17 protein-coding genes and 1 tRNA gene are annotated in these 16717 nt (G+C 39.9%); 16 read left to right on the forward strand and 2 right to left on the reverse strand.

The annotated features are described in order from the left end of the window. Nucleotides 1-50 precede the first annotated feature (50 nt). The 8 genes from FGL72_RS08925 (at nt 51) to trhA (ending at nt 8007) form a co-directional block, all read left to right on the forward strand. Nucleotides 51-935, forward strand: coding sequence for a LysR family transcriptional regulator (locus FGL72_RS08925; protein ID WP_085700021.1), 885 nt, complete (start codon nt 51-53; stop codon nt 933-935). Nucleotides 936-960: 25 nt separating this feature from the next. Continuing rightward, nucleotides 961-2352, forward strand: a complete 1392-nt coding sequence (locus FGL72_RS08930) for a class II fumarate hydratase (protein WP_085700019.1) — start codon at nt 961-963, stop codon at nt 2350-2352. Nucleotides 2353-2358: 6 nt separating this feature from the next. After that, the gene (locus FGL72_RS08935) at nt 2359-3753 is read left to right on the forward strand and encodes a flavocytochrome c (RefSeq protein WP_133285971.1); all 1395 of its coding nucleotides are present in this window, start codon (nt 2359-2361) and stop codon (nt 3751-3753) included. 27 nt (nt 3754-3780) lie between these two features. Further along, a complete protein-coding gene (locus tag FGL72_RS08940) occupies nt 3781-5202 on the forward strand; it encodes an anion permease (RefSeq protein ID WP_085700015.1) in 1422 nt (473 codons plus the stop codon). A 375-nt stretch (nt 5203-5577) separates the two neighbouring features. Continuing rightward, a complete protein-coding gene (locus FGL72_RS08950; RefSeq protein ID WP_170167802.1) occupies nt 5578-5976 on the forward strand; it encodes a fluoride efflux transporter FluC in 399 nt (132 codons plus the stop codon). Continuing rightward, nucleotides 5973-6314 (forward strand): fluoride efflux transporter FluC, encoded by a 342-nt coding sequence (locus tag FGL72_RS08955; RefSeq protein WP_004902086.1) that lies wholly within the window; start codon nt 5973-5975, stop codon nt 6312-6314. The genes FGL72_RS08950 and FGL72_RS08955 overlap by 4 nt, the downstream gene beginning before the upstream one ends. 48 nt (nt 6315-6362) lie before the next feature. After that, nucleotides 6363-7244, forward strand: a complete 882-nt coding sequence (locus FGL72_RS08960; RefSeq protein ID WP_004902085.1) for a DegV family protein — start codon at nt 6363-6365, stop codon at nt 7242-7244. A gap of 124 nt (nt 7245-7368) precedes the next feature. Next, nucleotides 7369-8007, forward strand: a complete 639-nt coding sequence (gene trhA, locus FGL72_RS08965; RefSeq protein WP_004902083.1) for a PAQR family membrane homeostasis protein TrhA — start codon at nt 7369-7371, stop codon at nt 8005-8007. Between the two features lie 108 nt (nt 8008-8115). Here trhA and FGL72_RS08970 read toward each other — a convergent pair. Further along, a tRNA-Lys gene (locus FGL72_RS08970) sits at nt 8116-8188 on the reverse strand. 178 nt (nt 8189-8366) lie between these two features. On the opposite strand from FGL72_RS08970, the gene FGL72_RS08975 reads away from it, so the two are divergent. Then, nucleotides 8367-9215 carry an undecaprenyl-diphosphate phosphatase gene (locus FGL72_RS08975; protein ID WP_004902081.1) on the forward strand — a complete coding sequence of 283 codons (849 nt, stop codon included), beginning with the start codon at nt 8367-8369 and terminating at the stop codon, nt 9213-9215. A 66-nt stretch (nt 9216-9281) separates the two neighbouring features. Here FGL72_RS08975 and FGL72_RS08980 read toward each other — a convergent pair whose 3' ends face one another. Next, entirely contained in the window at nt 9282-9950 is a 669-nt protein-coding gene (locus FGL72_RS08980; protein ID WP_004902079.1) for an NAD(P)H-hydrate epimerase, read from the reverse strand. A gap of 132 nt (nt 9951-10082) precedes the next feature. On the opposite strand from FGL72_RS08980, the gene FGL72_RS08985 reads away from it, so the two are divergent. The 7 genes from FGL72_RS08985 (at nt 10083) to atpH (ending at nt 16715) form a co-directional block, all read left to right on the forward strand. After that, nucleotides 10083-10706, forward strand: a complete 624-nt coding sequence (locus FGL72_RS08985) for a carbonic anhydrase family protein (RefSeq protein WP_040177487.1) — start codon at nt 10083-10085, stop codon at nt 10704-10706. A 92-nt stretch (nt 10707-10798) separates the two neighbouring features. Then, on the forward strand, nt 10799-12310 hold the full coding sequence (locus FGL72_RS08990; RefSeq protein ID WP_040177485.1) for a peptide chain release factor 3: 1512 nt from the start codon (nt 10799-10801) through the stop codon (nt 12308-12310). Nucleotides 12311-12824: 514 nt separating this feature from the next. After that, nucleotides 12825-14102 (forward strand): solute carrier family 23 protein, encoded by a 1278-nt coding sequence (locus tag FGL72_RS08995; RefSeq protein ID WP_036058429.1) that lies wholly within the window; start codon nt 12825-12827, stop codon nt 14100-14102. A 405-nt stretch (nt 14103-14507) separates the two neighbouring features. Then, nucleotides 14508-15233, forward strand: a complete 726-nt coding sequence (gene atpB / locus FGL72_RS09000; RefSeq protein ID WP_004905003.1) for a F0F1 ATP synthase subunit A — start codon at nt 14508-14510, stop codon at nt 15231-15233. Nucleotides 15234-15397: 164 nt separating this feature from the next. Continuing rightward, the gene (atpE, locus tag FGL72_RS09005) at nt 15398-15625 is read left to right on the forward strand and encodes a F0F1 ATP synthase subunit C (RefSeq protein WP_004902064.1); all 228 of its coding nucleotides are present in this window, start codon (nt 15398-15400) and stop codon (nt 15623-15625) included. 26 nt (nt 15626-15651) lie between these two features. Beyond that, nucleotides 15652-16161, forward strand: coding sequence for a F0F1 ATP synthase subunit B (gene atpF, locus FGL72_RS09010; RefSeq protein ID WP_004902062.1), 510 nt, complete (start codon nt 15652-15654; stop codon nt 16159-16161). Between the two features lie 11 nt (nt 16162-16172). After that, nucleotides 16173-16715, forward strand: a complete 543-nt coding sequence (gene atpH / locus FGL72_RS09015; RefSeq protein WP_004905001.1) for an ATP synthase F1 subunit delta — start codon at nt 16173-16175, stop codon at nt 16713-16715. The last annotated feature ends 2 nt before the right edge of the window (nt 16716-16717 follow it).

Consider the following 16717-nt stretch of genomic DNA (forward strand, 5'->3'; position numbering starts at 1 on the left):
GAAAATGTGTTATACTTTGTGAACAAGATAATTTGTGGAGGTACAACACTTTGTTGCTCAATGATTTAGATTACTTTGTAACGTTAGCCGAAGAGGGCACGTTTACAGGGGCATCTCATAAAAAATTTGTATCACAACCATCAATCACCAATGCATTACACCGTTTGGAAAAAGAGCTAGGGGAGACGCTCATTATTCGACAACGTGGCACGCGTTCAGTCAGTTTAACGCCAGCTGGAGAAATATTAATTAAGCATAGCAAACAGATTTTGCGAGAAACAGAAATCATTAAAAGTGATATTACCAACCAACGCAAAATTTGGCTTGGTGTACCGCCGATTATTGGTGCAACTATCTTTCCACAAATCATGCGAGACTTAAGTGATAGAGAAATTGATAGTTTTCATATGGTGGAGAGTGGGTCAAGCAATATGTATGATTTGCTTGATAACGACAAGGTAGATATGGGTTTTGTGGGGAGCCTAACCCCTGAACATAGTCAGCGTTATTATAGTCATTACATCACCAAGAGCCCGTATGTTGTTGTATTACCAAAAGGACACCCATTAGCTAATCAACCGTTTTTAACATTTGAGGATTTACGAGGGGAACGGTTCATTTCTGTTGGGGAAGAATTTACGCAACACCAGGTACTAGTCAATCAACTCATGGCCAGTAATATGACAACAGAATTGCGTAATACGTATATAACCAATGAGCTTATGACTGAACAAGGTCTCATTGCCGCAGGCAATGGTGTTGGTATTATGGTGCAATTAGCTGTTATCGGACGGAACGATGTTGCAATATTGCCATTGAAAGATCCGATTAATTTTTATATTTATTTAATTCAAAAACGTGATCATCAATTGTCAGATTTTGAAGATCAAATTAAGCAGAAAATGGTTGAAGTTATCCAAAAAATAGACTTCTAAGATAATCAAGGAGAATAGATTAATTATGTCACAAGAATATCGTATTGAAACAGATGCTATTGGTGAAGTGAAGGTGCCACTTGATGCTGCATGGATGGCACAAACACAACGCTCTTTACAAAATTTTCCAACTGGTGCACGCATGCCGTTGGCTATTATTCGTGCGCTATTGAACATTAAGCGTGCAGCGGCACTAGCTAACCAAGCTAACGGTTCATTGGATTCAGAACGCGCTAATGCCATTGTCACCACAATTGATAGTTTGTTGACACTAGGGGATGTGGACTTGCGTAAAGACTTTCCTTTGTCAGTTTACCAAACAGGCTCTGGGACACAGACAAATATGAACACCAACGAAGTTGTGGCGCATTTGGCTAGCCAACAAGGGGTTGCTGTGCTACCAAATGATCATGTCAATATGGGACAATCATCAAATGATATTTTTCCAACCGCAATGCATATTGTTGCTGTTGCTGCTGTTAATCAGGTTGAAATAGCTATTACGCATTTAATTGATGAATTACGTGTCAAGCAAGTAGCATTTTGGGATGTGATTAAGGTAGGTCGGACACACTTACAAGATGCAACGCCTTTAACTTTTGGACAAGAGTTATCAGGATACATTGCCGCACTGAAGCATAATTTAGACAATATAGCTGCTATAAGACCACAATTGTATGAATTAGCCATGGGCGGCACAGCTGTTGGTACAGGTCTTAATGCCGATACAGCCTTGGGCGCTAAAATTGCTGAAATCATTTCGGATGCTTATGGTTTCCCATTTACAGGGGACAGTAACAAATTTTATGGTTTAGCCAACCATACGGCACTGAATACAATGCATGGGGCCTTGAAGTCTTTAGCAGCGGACTTGATGAAAATAGGTAATGACATACGTTTCTTGGCTTCTGGGCCACGTGGTGGGTACGGTGAATTAAAGATTCCAGCAAATGAACCAGGGTCTTCAATTATGCCAGGTAAAGTGAATCCAACGCAAGTTGAAGCACTGACCATGGCTGCAGTACGTGTCTTTGGAAATGATACGACAATTACAATGGCGTCAAGTCAAGGTAATTTTGAGTTGAATGTCTTTAAGCCGGTTATGGTTGACGCTTTCTTAGAGTCAACTGACTTGCTGGCGGGGACAATGACTGGTTTTGCTGACCGTTTGGTGCGAGGCTTAGAAGTTAATCCAGATCGTATGCGTGAATTGCTTGATAATTCTTTGATGACAGTAACAGCCTTGTCACCTCATATTGGCTATCATGCAGCTGCCGAAATTGCGCAATCTGCTGACAAAAATGGCACAACGTTAAAAGTGGCGGCGTTAGCATCGGGTGAAATAACTGAAGCGCAATATGATGAGTGGATGGACTTTATGGCGATGACGAACCTTGAACGTTCGCATAAGGAGTGAGATGTAATGGCTAAGTTTATTTTTCCAAAGACAAATATTTCTGATTTAAAAGATACATATGATTTTGTTGTGATTGGTTCTGGCGCTGCTGGTATGACAGCGGCTCTGCAAGCACAAGAATTGGGATTAGATGTTGCAATTGTTGAAAAACTATCAGTTTTGGGCGGCAATTCAAATCGTGCCTCATCAGGCATGAATGCAGTGGAAACATTTGTTCAATTAAATCATGGCATTGTTGATTCTCAAGCGTCTTTTTATGATGATACGTTAAAAGGTGGTGGCGGTACAAATGATAAGAGCTTATTATCTTATTTTGCGACGCACACGGAGTCTGCAATCGATTGGTTATACAACCACAATATTAACTTAACAGACATTACGGCCACAGGGGGGATGTCACAAAAGCGTGCACATCGGCCAAATGATAAATCGGCTGTCGGCAGTTATCTTGTTAAGGGATTACAAAAGCAATTGGCTTATAAACAGATTCCGTTGTTTGATGAAACAGAAGTGATTGCACTTCAGAAATCAGCCGATCGAATTACTGGGTTGACAGTGCGAAATGCTGAAATAGGTGAAAAAACAATTCAAGCCAAGGCGGTGCTTATCGCGGCAGGGGGCTTTGCTCAGAATCGTGACATGCTAGCTGAGTATGCACCTGAATTGTTATATTTAAAAACAACAAATCATCCTGGTGCCACAGGTGATGGTATGAAACTGGCGACGGCTGTCGGTGGTGCCTTAGTTGATATGAAGAAAATTCAGATCCATCCAACAGCGCAACAAGATACTGATCATGTATATTTAATTGGTGAAGGTGTACGAGGCGAAGGCGCTATTCTAGTTAACCGTGCGGGTCAACGTTTTGTCAATGAAATGACAACACGAGATAAAGTAACAGCTGCTATCAATGATTTACAGGAAGATGGGGCAACATTAATTCTAGACCAAGGTATTCGAGAAGCCTTTACAGCGATTGATTTTTATCTAGCCGTTGGTTTGGTTATGTCTGGCGACACATTGGCAGAATTGGCTGATAAAGCAGACTTAGACGCTGATAATTTAGCAAAAACCATTGCACAGTGGAATGCTGCCCAAGAAGAGGGAAAAGATACAGAATTTGGCCGTCAAACAGCCATGGAACGTGGTATCGTCAAAGCACCTTATTATGCTATTCATATTAAGCCAGCAATTCATTACACAATGGGTGGCGTTAAGATTAATCATTTAGCCGAGGTGCTACGTGAAGATGGGGCAGCCATTAAGGGGTTATATGCTGCAGGCGAAGTAACTGGTGGGTTGCATGGTGACAATCGCATTGGTGGGAACTCAATTGCTGAAACAGTTGTCTTTGGTCGTCAAGCTGGGAAACAAGCTGCCAAATTAGTTTTAGGCTTGTAGATTAGAGACGAAATAGGAAATATTGAAATGAATGCTTTAGAAAAAGTTGATTATCGCAAATTTATTGCGCCGATTGTTGTTGGTTTGATTATTTGGTTTGCTGGTCCCTTGCGCCCAGATGCACTTAGTCTATCAGCATGGCACATGTTTGCAATTTTTGTGGCTACGATTATTGGCTTGGTTACCAAACCCTTGCCTCTGGGAGCCATAGCATTAATTGGTTTTGTTGTAACTGTTTTGACTGGCATTATGCCAATGGAAAAAGCGGTAGCTGGTTTTGGAAACAGTGCCATTTGGCTGATTGTGATGGCATTTTTTATTTCTCGTGGCTTTATTAAAACAGGTTTGGGTCGACGTATTGCATTAATTTTTGTGCGAGCGTTTGGTAAACAAACGCTGGGCTTAGCCTATGCTTTGTCTGCAGTTGACTTAATTGTTGCCCCCGGCACACCATCTAATACGGCTCGTGCTGGTGGCGTAATGTTTCCTATTATTAAATCATTGGCGCAGACTTTCAATTCAGACCCGGTAGATGGGAGTGAACGGCGCATTGGCGCTTTCTTAATTTTTACAGAATTTCACGCTAATATGATTACTGCAGCTATGTTTTTGACCGCAATGGCTGGAAACCCTATTGCACAAGCTTTTGCTGGAAAGCAAGGTATCCATATTACCTGGATGGGTTGGTTTTTAGCTGCGCTTGTACCTGGATTGATATCACTCATTGTTGTCCCATTTGTTATTTACAAAGTGTACCCACCTGAACAAAAGGCAACACCTGATGCCAAAAATTGGGCAACTGGTGAGTTAGCTATGATGGGTAAAGTATCCAAAGCAGAAACAATGATGATTATTGGTTTTGTATCGGCACTGGTACTCTGGATTACAGGTGCAATAACAGGTATTGATGCGACCACAACTGGATTTCTCGTTATAGGTTTTCTTTTAGTTGCTGGTGTCTTATCATGGCAGGATATTCTAAAGGAGTCAGGTGCTTGGAATACGTTATTCTGGTTCTCGGTGCTAGTGATGATGGCGAGTGCTTTGAATACACTTGGATTTATCCCATGGTTATCCCAAACGATTGGCAATAGTTTGCATGGTATGAATTGGTTTGTTGTTCTAGTCATTTTAGTGTTAGCTTATTTTTACAGTCATTATTTCTTTGCTTCATCAACTGCGCATGTGTCAGCTATGTATGCAGCATTTTTGGCGGTTGCATTGGCGGCACATGTACCACCGATGCTAGCAGCATTAATGCTAGGATTCTTTGGTAACTTAATGGCGGCCACGACGCACTATTCTTCAGGTCCCGCGCCCATATTATTTGGTTCAGGGTATGTAAAACAAAGCGACTGGTGGCGACTGAATTTTATTTTAGGTCTAATCTACATTGTGATTTGGGTTGGTGTAGGCAGTCTTTGGATGAAATTATTGGGAATGTGGTGATTTTAAAAAGCAGCTTAATTTTTCATAAGCTGCTTTTTATATTATGGTAATCGCTGTGTTTTGATAAACACCCTACTAATAGAAAAAATGAGGGTTACATTGAACCAAATACCATAAAATTGGGTCAAAATACTGTGTTGTGAAAATAGTCCAAAAATTGCCAGTACAACTGATTTAATCATTAGACCTTGAAATTCATACATTGTGACAACAAAACGTATAGGTTTTAACAGAGAAAAGGCAAATAATACAATTAGATACCCTGTTGGTAAGATATAATACGAAAACATAGGCGCTCCTTGACTGAGTTAGTTTGATTATAACAAAGGAGCGTCTTTTTTGCTCATTAAAGACAAAATTGTTAGAATAGTAAGTATGCAAAAACAACGACTTGATTTAATCGAAATGTTTGTTGTAAGTTTGGGTGGTGGCATTGGCGGTAGTTTGCGTTATTTATTGAGCTTTTTACCAATTGCGGGACAATGGCCATTGATGACAATTTTAATTAATTGGTTAGGCACATTACTGTTAGCAATCCTTGGGTCGTATCTTTCACATCGAAGTAGTCGATTAAAGAGATGGCAAGCATTCCTTGGGACTGGCATATTAGGTGGTTTTACAACGTTTAGTACGATGTTACTCCAGACAGCACAATTGACGCAGAGTAATATAGTCATGGCTGGTTTATACCTTGTTATGACAGTAGTTGGTGGGGTGCTCATGATTATTCTGGGACAGTATATTGGACACGTACTGTGTGGTGAGCGATTATGATAATTTTAATTGCCATATTTGTTGGCTCTAGTATAGGCACATTGTTACGTTACCTTGTGATCACTTTTTGGCCATGGCGAGCAACCTACATCACAGCAGTATTTACCGTCAATATGTTAGGGACATTCTTCATGGGCATATTATACAGCACAAACCAGATACACTTATGGCATAATGTATTATCAGTTGGCGTACTTGGCGGTTTAACCACTTTTAGTACGATGATGACGCAAAGTGCACAACATTCCCGCTCACAACAAATGGTTTATTTATCACTACAAATTGTTGCTGGTCTATTGAGCTTTTGTGTTGGTGTTGTGATTGGTTTAATTTTATAGTTAGCCGGGCCATCTTTAATGATAGCCCGTATACATTGGGAGAAAATAATGTCTAAAATAGCAATTATTAGTGATTCTGCATCTACAATACCTGCGACGTTACGCAATCGCTATCATATTTTTCAAGTTAACGATCCCATTATCTTTGGCGATGAAGTCTATAAAGAGACGATTGATATTCAGGGACTGGGTCAATTGGTTAAAATGATGAAAGAAAAGAATATGGTGGCTTCAACTTCGCAACCGGCGCCAGGTGATTGGGAGGAAGCCTTGAATGCTGCGAAAGCTTCAGGATATGACGCAGCATTGATTATTCCGATTTCTTCTGGGCTTTCGGGTGCTTATCAGACAGCACAAGCAGTAGCCTCAAGTTATGATGGGATGACTGAAGTGTGTGCTTGGGATTCTAAATTTGCAGTTATGGGTTCTGGTATGCAAGCTGTGATGGCAGCTGTGATGGCAGAAAATGGGCGGTCGATGGCTGATATTTTAACATCATTGGAGACACTACGTGAAACGTTTGATGTACGGTTTGTTGTGAATGATATTTCTCATCTTCAACGTACGGGGAGACTATCTCGTGGCGCAGCACTTGTCGGCGGTCTGCTGAACATTAAGCCAATTTTATCGATGGACATCCAAGGGGAAGGTAAGATTGGTGCGGTTGGGAAAGCTCGGAAGATGAGTGGGGCCTTGAAAGAAATTAAAATAGCACTCAATCAATATCTGACACAAGTCGATTTCCCTGTACGTGCTATAGTTGTTGATGGTAACGATCCAAAGCTTGGCGATAAATGGCTAAAGGATTTGCAAGCTGAGTATCCAACCGTTAAGTTTGAGCGTGGTGAGTTGGGCGCTTATATTGGCGTACACACTGGTGATGGTGCGATGGGTGTATTATGGGCACGTGATTGGGAAACACTAGTATAAGTAGCGTTAAAAACAGTGAGCCAAAAGAATGGGCCACTGTTTTTATATGCGCTGATTTACTAACCGATAGATAGTAAATCAATGGTATAATGAAGATACTAAATTGATTTATGGGGACAACTAAATGCAACGATCTAAACGTTATCATATTGTCTATGAAGTATTGAACGCGGTCACACATGGTTTGGGCTTCTTATTAGCTGTTTTAGCAGGAATTTTATTAATTTTTCATATTTTGCGTCGCCCTGTCACGGCTTTTGAAATCACGGCCATTGCTATTTACGTTGGAACCGTTGGTTTCTTCTTATTGGCTTCAACGTTATTTCATTCGCTCGTTTTTACACGTGCTGCAAAAGTATTTCAATTCTTTGATCATGCAGGTATTTATCTCGTTATCTTAGGCAGCTATACACCATATACATGGCTGTTGATTAAGGGCTGGGTTGGCTGGTCAATATGGGGTGCCATCCTTGCTATGACAATTGCCGGTTTTGTTTATGACTTATTTTTTGTTGGTCGTTGGCCGTGGGTGTCAGTGACTATTTATCTGGTTATGGGTTGGCTGATTGTTCTGGCGATGCCTGTTTTGTGGGGCGTGTTATCACATACAGCATTTTGGTTGTTATTAGCTGGTGGCCTGACTTATTCAGCCGGAACAATCTTCTATTTGATACCACAGATACCGATGGGTCACGTTTACTGGCATGTATTTGTCTTAGGTGGTGCAGCGTTGATGTTTATTAGTATTTATATTAGTCTCTAATAATATTATATTAGTTGGCACAATAAAAACGCTTACTTTGTAAAGTAAGCGTTTTTTAGATACAAAAAGACCAGTCATCAAGTAGACGACTGGTCTGTCTTTTAAGGATGGACAGTCAGGGGCTCGAACCCTGGACCCACGGATTAAGAGTCCGTTGCTCTACCAACTGAGCTAACTGTCCATATTACTGAATTGCCTTAAGCAACATATAATATAATAACATGCGCCTTTTTTAAAAGCAAGACTTTAAAAAAATATTCTATGAAACAGGTGTTCGATAGCGAAATAACAGGATATAGGATAGAATAAAAGAAGTTAAATTGGAAGGAAACGTGTCATCATAACACGTCATCAGGCATATGTTCGATTTTATAAAATCAATTATTATTGGTATTGTTGAAGGCTTGACAGAGTTTCTGCCAGTATCTTCTACAGGTCACATCATTTTAGCTGAGGCTTTAATGAAAATTCCGGGTGGGATGGTATGGACTAAAAGTTTCACCGCAGTGTTTGATTATGCCATTCAACTCGGCGCAATATTTGCCGTTATTCAACTATATTTCCATAAATTAAATCCTTTTTCGCCACGTAAAACATCTCGCGAGCAGTTTCAAACATGGCGTTTATGGATTAAAGTCATTGTTGGTGTTTTACCGGCTATGGTATTTGGTTTGTTGTTAAATAACTTTATGGATGCGCATTTATTAAATCCATGGGTTGTGTCTGCAACATTGATTATCTACGGTATTGCCTTTATTGTTATTGAAAATCGCCAAAAAAATATTGCGCCAGTGGTAACAGAAGTGAATCGTATCACATTTAAAATGGCCCTCTTCATTGGACTATTCCAAGTATTGTCTTTGGTACCTGGTACTTCACGCTCTGGGGCAACCATTTTAGGCGCCGTTATTTTAGGGGCATCACGATTTGTTGCCGCTGAATTTTCATTTTTCCTATCAATTCCTGTGATGTTTGGAGTGACTATCCTTAAGGTTGGCAGTTTCCTACTTAAGGGTGGCTCATTTACTGGTGCGCAACTCTTTGTCATGTTGATAGGGTTTGTTGTGTCATGGGTTGTTGCGTTGTTTGCTATTAAAGTGATGATGCGTTATATCCAAAACAATGACTTTAAGATTTTCGGTTGGTACCGTATTGTTGTTGGTATTCTCTTCTTGATTTTGGGCATTGCTGGCTTGGTCAAAATGTAAATCTTGTGATTGTTTTGAAAAAAATGATGATATAAAAAGCAGCGGAACAATTAGTTCCGCTGCTTTTTATGTTGTGGCAATATTGTCAGGAGTTACTGTGGTAAATGTAAAGTCTTCTGGCAAGCGTAAGCCGATATCTTTAACGATGACGTTACCAGAAAGATAACCACCAACATTTTGTGTTAAGCCAACTTTATTGTACCCAAAAGTAACGGTTGTGTGTGCTTTTAACGCCGCACCACGCACTTCACCTGTCGTGGCATCAATACCAGTTGGGATGTCAACGGCAATAACTGTTTTTTCAATGTGGTTAGCGGCTTTAATCATTTTTTGTAAGCCTTCAGGGAGTGTGTTGTTGAGGCCGACGCCAAAAATAGCATCAACAATTAAAGTTGCTTCGTTAAAATCACTTTTTTCAGCTCTTATCAGTCCGTAGTTCTCGATAATTTGTAGTTGCTGTTGGACACTGGCCTTGGCACGCGAAACGTTACCAACAAATTGTAATGATACATTGAATCCTTGGGTGTAAAGTAGGCGAGCAATGGCAATGCCATCGGCACCATTATTACCTAAACCTGCCAAAACTAGTATATGATCTAAATTAAAATGGCCAGCACCAATCACATCAATCACTGACATTGCAGCCCGCTCGATGAGCACGTTTTGTGGCATGCCAATGGTTTCAATAGTGTAGCTATCAATTTGTTGCATCTCAGCAGCAGTTACAAGTTGCATAATATCACTTTTCTTTCCAAATCTTAGTCTTATTATACAGGATTATCTTGTCAAACGTGAGCCAATTATTTGTTTTTAACACGTTCGTACTAATCTTTGATAAAATAGAAAGAAATCTTTTGGAGTCAAATCATGAATCATTTGGATTATAGTCAACAAAGTACATGGCATGAAGCTGGTGAAACACCATTACAGTCACCAATCAATATTGAGAGTAAGCAACTGGTTGATGAAGGTACTGATCATTTGAACATGGTGTTTACAGGCAAAACACAATATGAAGACCGTGTTGTGGGTGAACAATTTTTGGTGTCAGGGACGTTGCAAGTAGACGGACAAACATGGCAATTGGAACGTATACATTTTCATGAAGGCGCAGAGCATCTGATTGATGGTTATCGACATGACGCTGAAACACATTTTGTCTACTTAAATGGCGACAAAGTCTTAGTTGTGGCAGCTTTTGCCGATGTTTCAAAAACAGCAACAACACACACGATTATCCAAGATATTTACCATACGTCAATTGCGGCAACGCGCTTAATCGAATTATTGCCTCAAGATCATTCCTATTATCGTTACACTGGTTCTCTCACGACACCGCCATTGGGACAAGATGTCACTTGGTTAGTATTGAAGCAGCCAATTGTCATTAGTTCAGCTGAATTAGCATTATTACATGAAAAATATCCGAATAACTATCGTGACGTACAACATATTGCTGCGCGCGACGTTAAAGTCGTTGCTGATCGTTAAAATTTAAAAAGTAACAGCATGCTGTTAGGCTAATCGGTAACGGTTGGCTTTTTCTGTTGTGAAACACTGGTATATCAGGTAAACTAGATTTTATGGAAAACTTTCAAGAACAATTACAAAACCGTCGGACATTTGCTATCATTTCTCACCCAGATGCAGGTAAAACGACATTAACTGAACAACTATTATTACACGGCGGTGTGATTCGTGAGGCTGGAACAGTCAAGGGTCGCGGATCTCATAAGTTGGCTTCCTCAGATTGGATGGCAATCGAACAACAGCGTGGTATTTCGGTGACCTCTTCGGTCCTACAATTCGATTATGATGGGAAACGCATTAATATTTTAGATACACCTGGACACGAGGATTTTTCCGAAGATACTTATCGTACGTTGATGGCAGTTGATTCTGTCGTCATGGTTGTCGATGCGGCAAAGGGTATCGAACCACAAACAAAAAAGTTGTTTGAAATTGTTGCTCAGCGTGGTATTCCTGTCTTTACTTTTTTTAACAAAATTGACCGTGATGCACGTCCAGCTTTAGATTTAGTGGACGAGTTAGAGTCTATTTTGGGGATACAAGCTTATCCTATGAACTGGCCGGTGGGATCAGGTCAAATTTTACAAGGTATTTATGACCTGCAAAATGATCAAATGGTGCCATTTAAAAATGCCACGGCTCATCCAGAAGTTGTTACTGAAACAATGGATGAAATTGAGTTATTGCGTGATGCTGGGAATGCTTTTGACCAAGAAGCAATCAGTCGTGGTAAGTTGACACCTGTATTCTTTGGGTCCGCATTAGTTAATTTTGGTGTAACCGAATTTTTGCGTGAGTATTTAACTTATGCACCAGCACCATCGGCGATGGGCACAGTTGATGGTCAGCAAGTAACACCAGATAAGCCACAATTTACAGGATTTGTGTTCAAAATTCAGGCAAATATGGATCCGCGTCATCGTGACCGTATTGCTTTTGTTCGTATTGTCTCAGGCGAGTTTAGTCGTGGTATGGACGTCACTTTACAGCGTAACGGTAAGAAGCTGAAATTATCCAATGTAACGCAGTTCATGGCTGAAGAACGTGAAAATGTTCAGACAGCGGTGCCTGGCGACATTATTGGTGTTTATGATACAGGTAATTTCCAGATTGGCGACACCATCTATGCCGGTAAACAAGCTGTACAGTTCCCAGACCTACCAACATTTACACCAGAGCTATTCAACCGTGTCATTGCTAAAGATGTGATGAAACAAAAATCATATCATAAAGGCATTGAACAATTAGTCCAAGAAGGCACGATTCAGCTTTATAAGTCTTGGCAAGGCAGTGATTACATTATTGGTGCCGTTGGTCAACTGCAGTTTGAAGTTTTCCAATTCCGTATGGAAAATGAATACAATGTTGAAATTCAATTTGAGTCAATTGGGTCAAAAGTTGCTCGTTGGATAGCACCAGAACAACTAGATGAGAAGATGGCTTCAAGCCGTAACTTGTTGGTTAAAGACCGCTACGATCAGCCAGTATTTCTATTCGAAAATAAGTTTGCAATGAATTGGTTCCACGATAAATATCCAGAAGTTAAATTAGAAGAAAAAATGTAATGCGATATCAAAGCATTGTTTTTTTAATAGTTATTGTAAGCGCTTTCAAATTATGATATAATCAAGGTAACAAAAGCAAAGGAGGCCGTGAATGACGCAAAGTAAATTATTTGAATTCGACATATCATTGGCCGGCATCTTGTGAACAACGATTAGTGATTAATTTGATGCCAGTAAAGCATAACAAAAGCCAATGTTTCGAGCAGTTAATCTGAGTTATAAAAACCTGCCACTGTGATATGATTTAATTAAGAGCAGATGATACGCATCTGGACACTATCAACGCGATTTACAGGTGTGCAGGTTGGCAAGGTACGAGAAATCAGCCAGATATGTCGGAGTCAAGTCTCAAAAGCGTGCGTTTGCTGCGCACCATAATAATTGAATAAACAAAACCTGACATTGTTTAACAACATGTCAGGTTTTTAGTTTATAATGGTATCGTTTAGATTTATTATTGTTAACGGTAAAAGATTGAGGAGGAAGCGAACGCTTGGGTGTTCGCACTAACATTATGGCAGCAAAACCCGATAATCATGCAATTTACGATTTGCATGATAAACCACCATTTCTTACTTGGCTAGGACTTTCATTACAGCATCTGTTTTCAATGTTTGGTGCCACAGTCTTGGTACCATTATTAGTAGGGCTTAATCCAGGGGTCGCATTATTTACATCTGGCATTGGCACACTATTACATTTATTGATTACACGTGGTAAAGTACCAGCTTATATGGGCTCTAGTTTTGCGTTTATTATTCCAATGGCCTCGTTGATGAAGACAGTGGGTTATCCGGCAGTGGCACAGGGAATTATTGCTGTTGGTCTAGTCTATTTGGTTGTTGCATTGATTATAACAGTTACAGGAACAGGCTGGTTGGATACGATATTTCCACCCGAAGTGGTCGGCCCTATTATTATGGTGATTGGCTTAAGTTTAGCCGGTTCTGCGGCTACTTCTGCTACGATGATTAATGGAAAATATGATTGGAAAGTGTTTGTCGTCGCATTATTAACGTTATTAGCCACAGTTGCTTTTAATATGTTCTTGAAGGGTTTTCTTGGTTTACTACCGGTTTTATTAGGCATTGTATTCGGTTATCTCATGGCATTAGTTTTTGGGCTTGTTGATTTGTCTCCCGTTGCTACAGCGCATTGGTTCCAATTGCCAAATTATGAAACATTCATCGGTAAAAATGGTTTTCACTTTTATCCTGCGGCAGTGCTCAGTATGGCACCACTAGCATTGGTGACGTTATCCGAGCATTTAGGTCACTTGATGGTGCTTTCAAAAATTACAGGACATGATTTTTTTGTCAATCCAGGCTTGAAACGCACATTAACCGGTGATGGTACAGCTTCGGTTGTTGCTGGATTAGTTGGTGGCCCAGCAGTCACCTCTTATGGTGAAAATATTGGTGTGATGCAACTTAGTCGTGTGTATTCTGTATGGGTAATTGGTGGGGCAGCATTCTTTGCGGTTATCTTCAGTTTTGTAGGTAAGTTATCTGCTTTAATTTCAACTATTCCTGGGGCGGTTACGGGCGGTGTTGGTTTTATGTTATACGGTGTTATTGCAGCCGCTGGCTTGCAAGTGCTGGTTGATAATAAAGTTGATTATAGTAAAAAACGTAATCTCATGATTGCAGCACCAGTACTCGTCATTGGTATTGGTAACTTCCATTTGCAATTAAGCGCACAAATGGATTTTTCAGGCGTTGCTATTGCAACCTTACTGGGCATTTTATTAAATCTATTATTGCCTAAAGTGGCGGCCAGTGATCGCCATTAAAAAACACGACATTTTGTCGTGTTTTTTGTTTTTTAAATCACAAAACAGAGAGAAATATTTCGTTTTTAAGCTTTAGTGTCTAAAATGTTGTCTTGTATTTTTCGTTGTCAATGACACAGTTTGCGATAATACGTGTCAGAAGTTTTTATCATAAATGGTATATAATGTGCCCAATAGTAAGAGTTTTTAACGTTTTTAAGGGGATTAAATAAATTGTAACTTTTAATAATTACGCAGTAAAAACCATTTTACCAACGTTTAACAAAAGACGTGAATAACTCTTTGTGAAAAAGTGACACAAAACGGTTGTATTTCAATTTCAAAAGCGTATTATAGATTTATATGTTATGACGAATAGCCGTTTACGACCATTTCGCCAAATTTATATGAGAAAGGAGAAGGCGCATGGATGACCCTACGGCACCGTTTGAGTTTCTAGGTCTCACATTTGATTGGGGCACGATACTTTCAACGTTGCTGGCTATGGCAATCGTTGTGATTGTATCGATTGTGCTAACACGTAAACCGTCATTGCGACCAGGTAAGCGACAAAATGTCATTGAATACTTACTTGATTTCACTAATGGTATTGTGGGTGGACAATTGCCAAAGAAGCAGGCACGTCAATTTGGTTTGTATGCATTTACGTTGTTTTTCTTCATCGTAGTATCAAACGAAATGGGCTTGTTGCTTCAATTGCAGGGGACTGATGGTGTGACTTATATCAAGTCACCCACAGCAAACCCGATCGTGACGATGACGTTAGCTATTATGTCTTTGATGGTTGCACACGGTATGGGCGTACAACAACTAGGCTTTAAGGGATACCTTAAAAACATGTTGTTAACACCATATTCTTGGATGTTACCACTTAATATCATTGAACAACTAGCTAATTTCTTGACGTTATCACTGCGTTTGTTCGGTAATATTTTCGCTGGTGAAATGTTACTGACACTCGTGGCTAATAGTTTAGCTTGGCCAGGACACCTGAATGGTTTCTGGACAGTGCTAGCATTGCCGATTGAAATGGTCTGGCAAGGCTTTTCACTATTTATCGGTGGGATTCAGGCTTATGTCTTTGTAATCTTAACTGGTGTGTTTATTGCCCAATTGTCGGGTAATGAATAATGGTGATCAAGCAAATGAGATTTGTGCCACAAGTTGACTAGAAATACTCAATTTATGACACAAGTTGGTTTGTTAATTACGCGGGAGCGTTTCATCTAATCAAAATGGAAATGTGCTGATTAACGTCATGGTCTAATCAGTATTCTATAATAAGGAGTAATCTCATGGATTTGCACAATCTTGGTGTAATCGCAGCGGGTCTTGCAGCCGCTGGAGCCGCTGTTGGTGGTGGTATTGGTAACGGTGTTTTGATTTCACAATTCTTGGCAGGTATGAGTCGTCAACCTGAACTTGAAAGCCGTTTGTTGTCACGTATGTTCTTGGGTGTCGCATTGGTCGAAGTTATGCCAATTTTGTCAATTGTCTTCGCCTTCATGTTGATGGGCAAGTAATCACAAGTATATAGTGGAGGAAAATCATGTTTGGTTTAACAACCTTAGCAGCAAACAAATTACCATTAGGTAATATGCTGTTTATTATCATTTCATTCCTCGTGTTGATGGTTATTTTGAAGAAAGTGGCTTACGGGCCATTGACAAAAGTTCTTGATGAACGTGCTGAAAAAATTTCAACTGACATTGATGGTGCTGAATCAGCACGTCAAGAAGCTGAAAATTTGGCAGCACAACGGCAAAGTGAGTTAGCTGACACACGTCAACAAGCAACTAAGGTTGTTGCTGACGCGAAGGCTAGTGCACAAAAGCAAAGCGATGCATTAGTTGCTGTAGCTGCTGAACGTGCAAACACGATTAATCAGCAAGCACAAACTGATGCTGAAAAGCTCAAGGAAGACGCAATTGCTAATGCAAAAAATGATGTAGCAGCGCTATCTGTAGCGATTGCTTCAAAACTTATGCAGAAGGAATTATCGTTAAATGATCAACAAGCATTAATTGATGCTTACATTTCAGATTTAGAAACTAAATAAGGAGTATTGGGATGGCAACAAATCTTAAAGATATCGCTGACCAATACGCCAAAGCAATTTTTGAATTATCTAGTGAACAAGGCAATGTTGAAGACACACGAAAAGATTTAGATACCTTAAAAGTGGTTTTTGAAAACAATCCGAACTTTGTGACGATTGTGAGTTCAAATGACATCAACAGTGAGGCACGTGATGGTCTGCTAACAACATTGACGACAGGTGCCTCAGAAGCCATTCAAAATTTGGTTAAGCTGCTGGCTTATAATAATCGTTTAAATCTCTTGACACAAATCGTGACATCTTTTGAAGATTATTATAATGATGCACATGGCATTGTTAATGTTGTGGCCACAACGGCCGTTGCACTAGATGAGACACGTTTAGATAAATTAGCAGCAGTTTTTGCTTCTAAAACAGGTGCGAAGCATGTTAATTTAACTAATAATGTGGATGAAAGTATTATTGGTGGTGTGATTTTACAGTCACAATCAACACTAATTGACGGAAGTTTACAAACAAAAATTGCCAAAATGAAGGCACAATTATTAGGTTAGTG

The sequence above is a fragment of the Leuconostoc citreum genome, assembly GCF_007954785.1.
Lineage (GTDB): Bacteria > Bacillota > Bacilli > Lactobacillales > Lactobacillaceae > Leuconostoc > Leuconostoc citreum.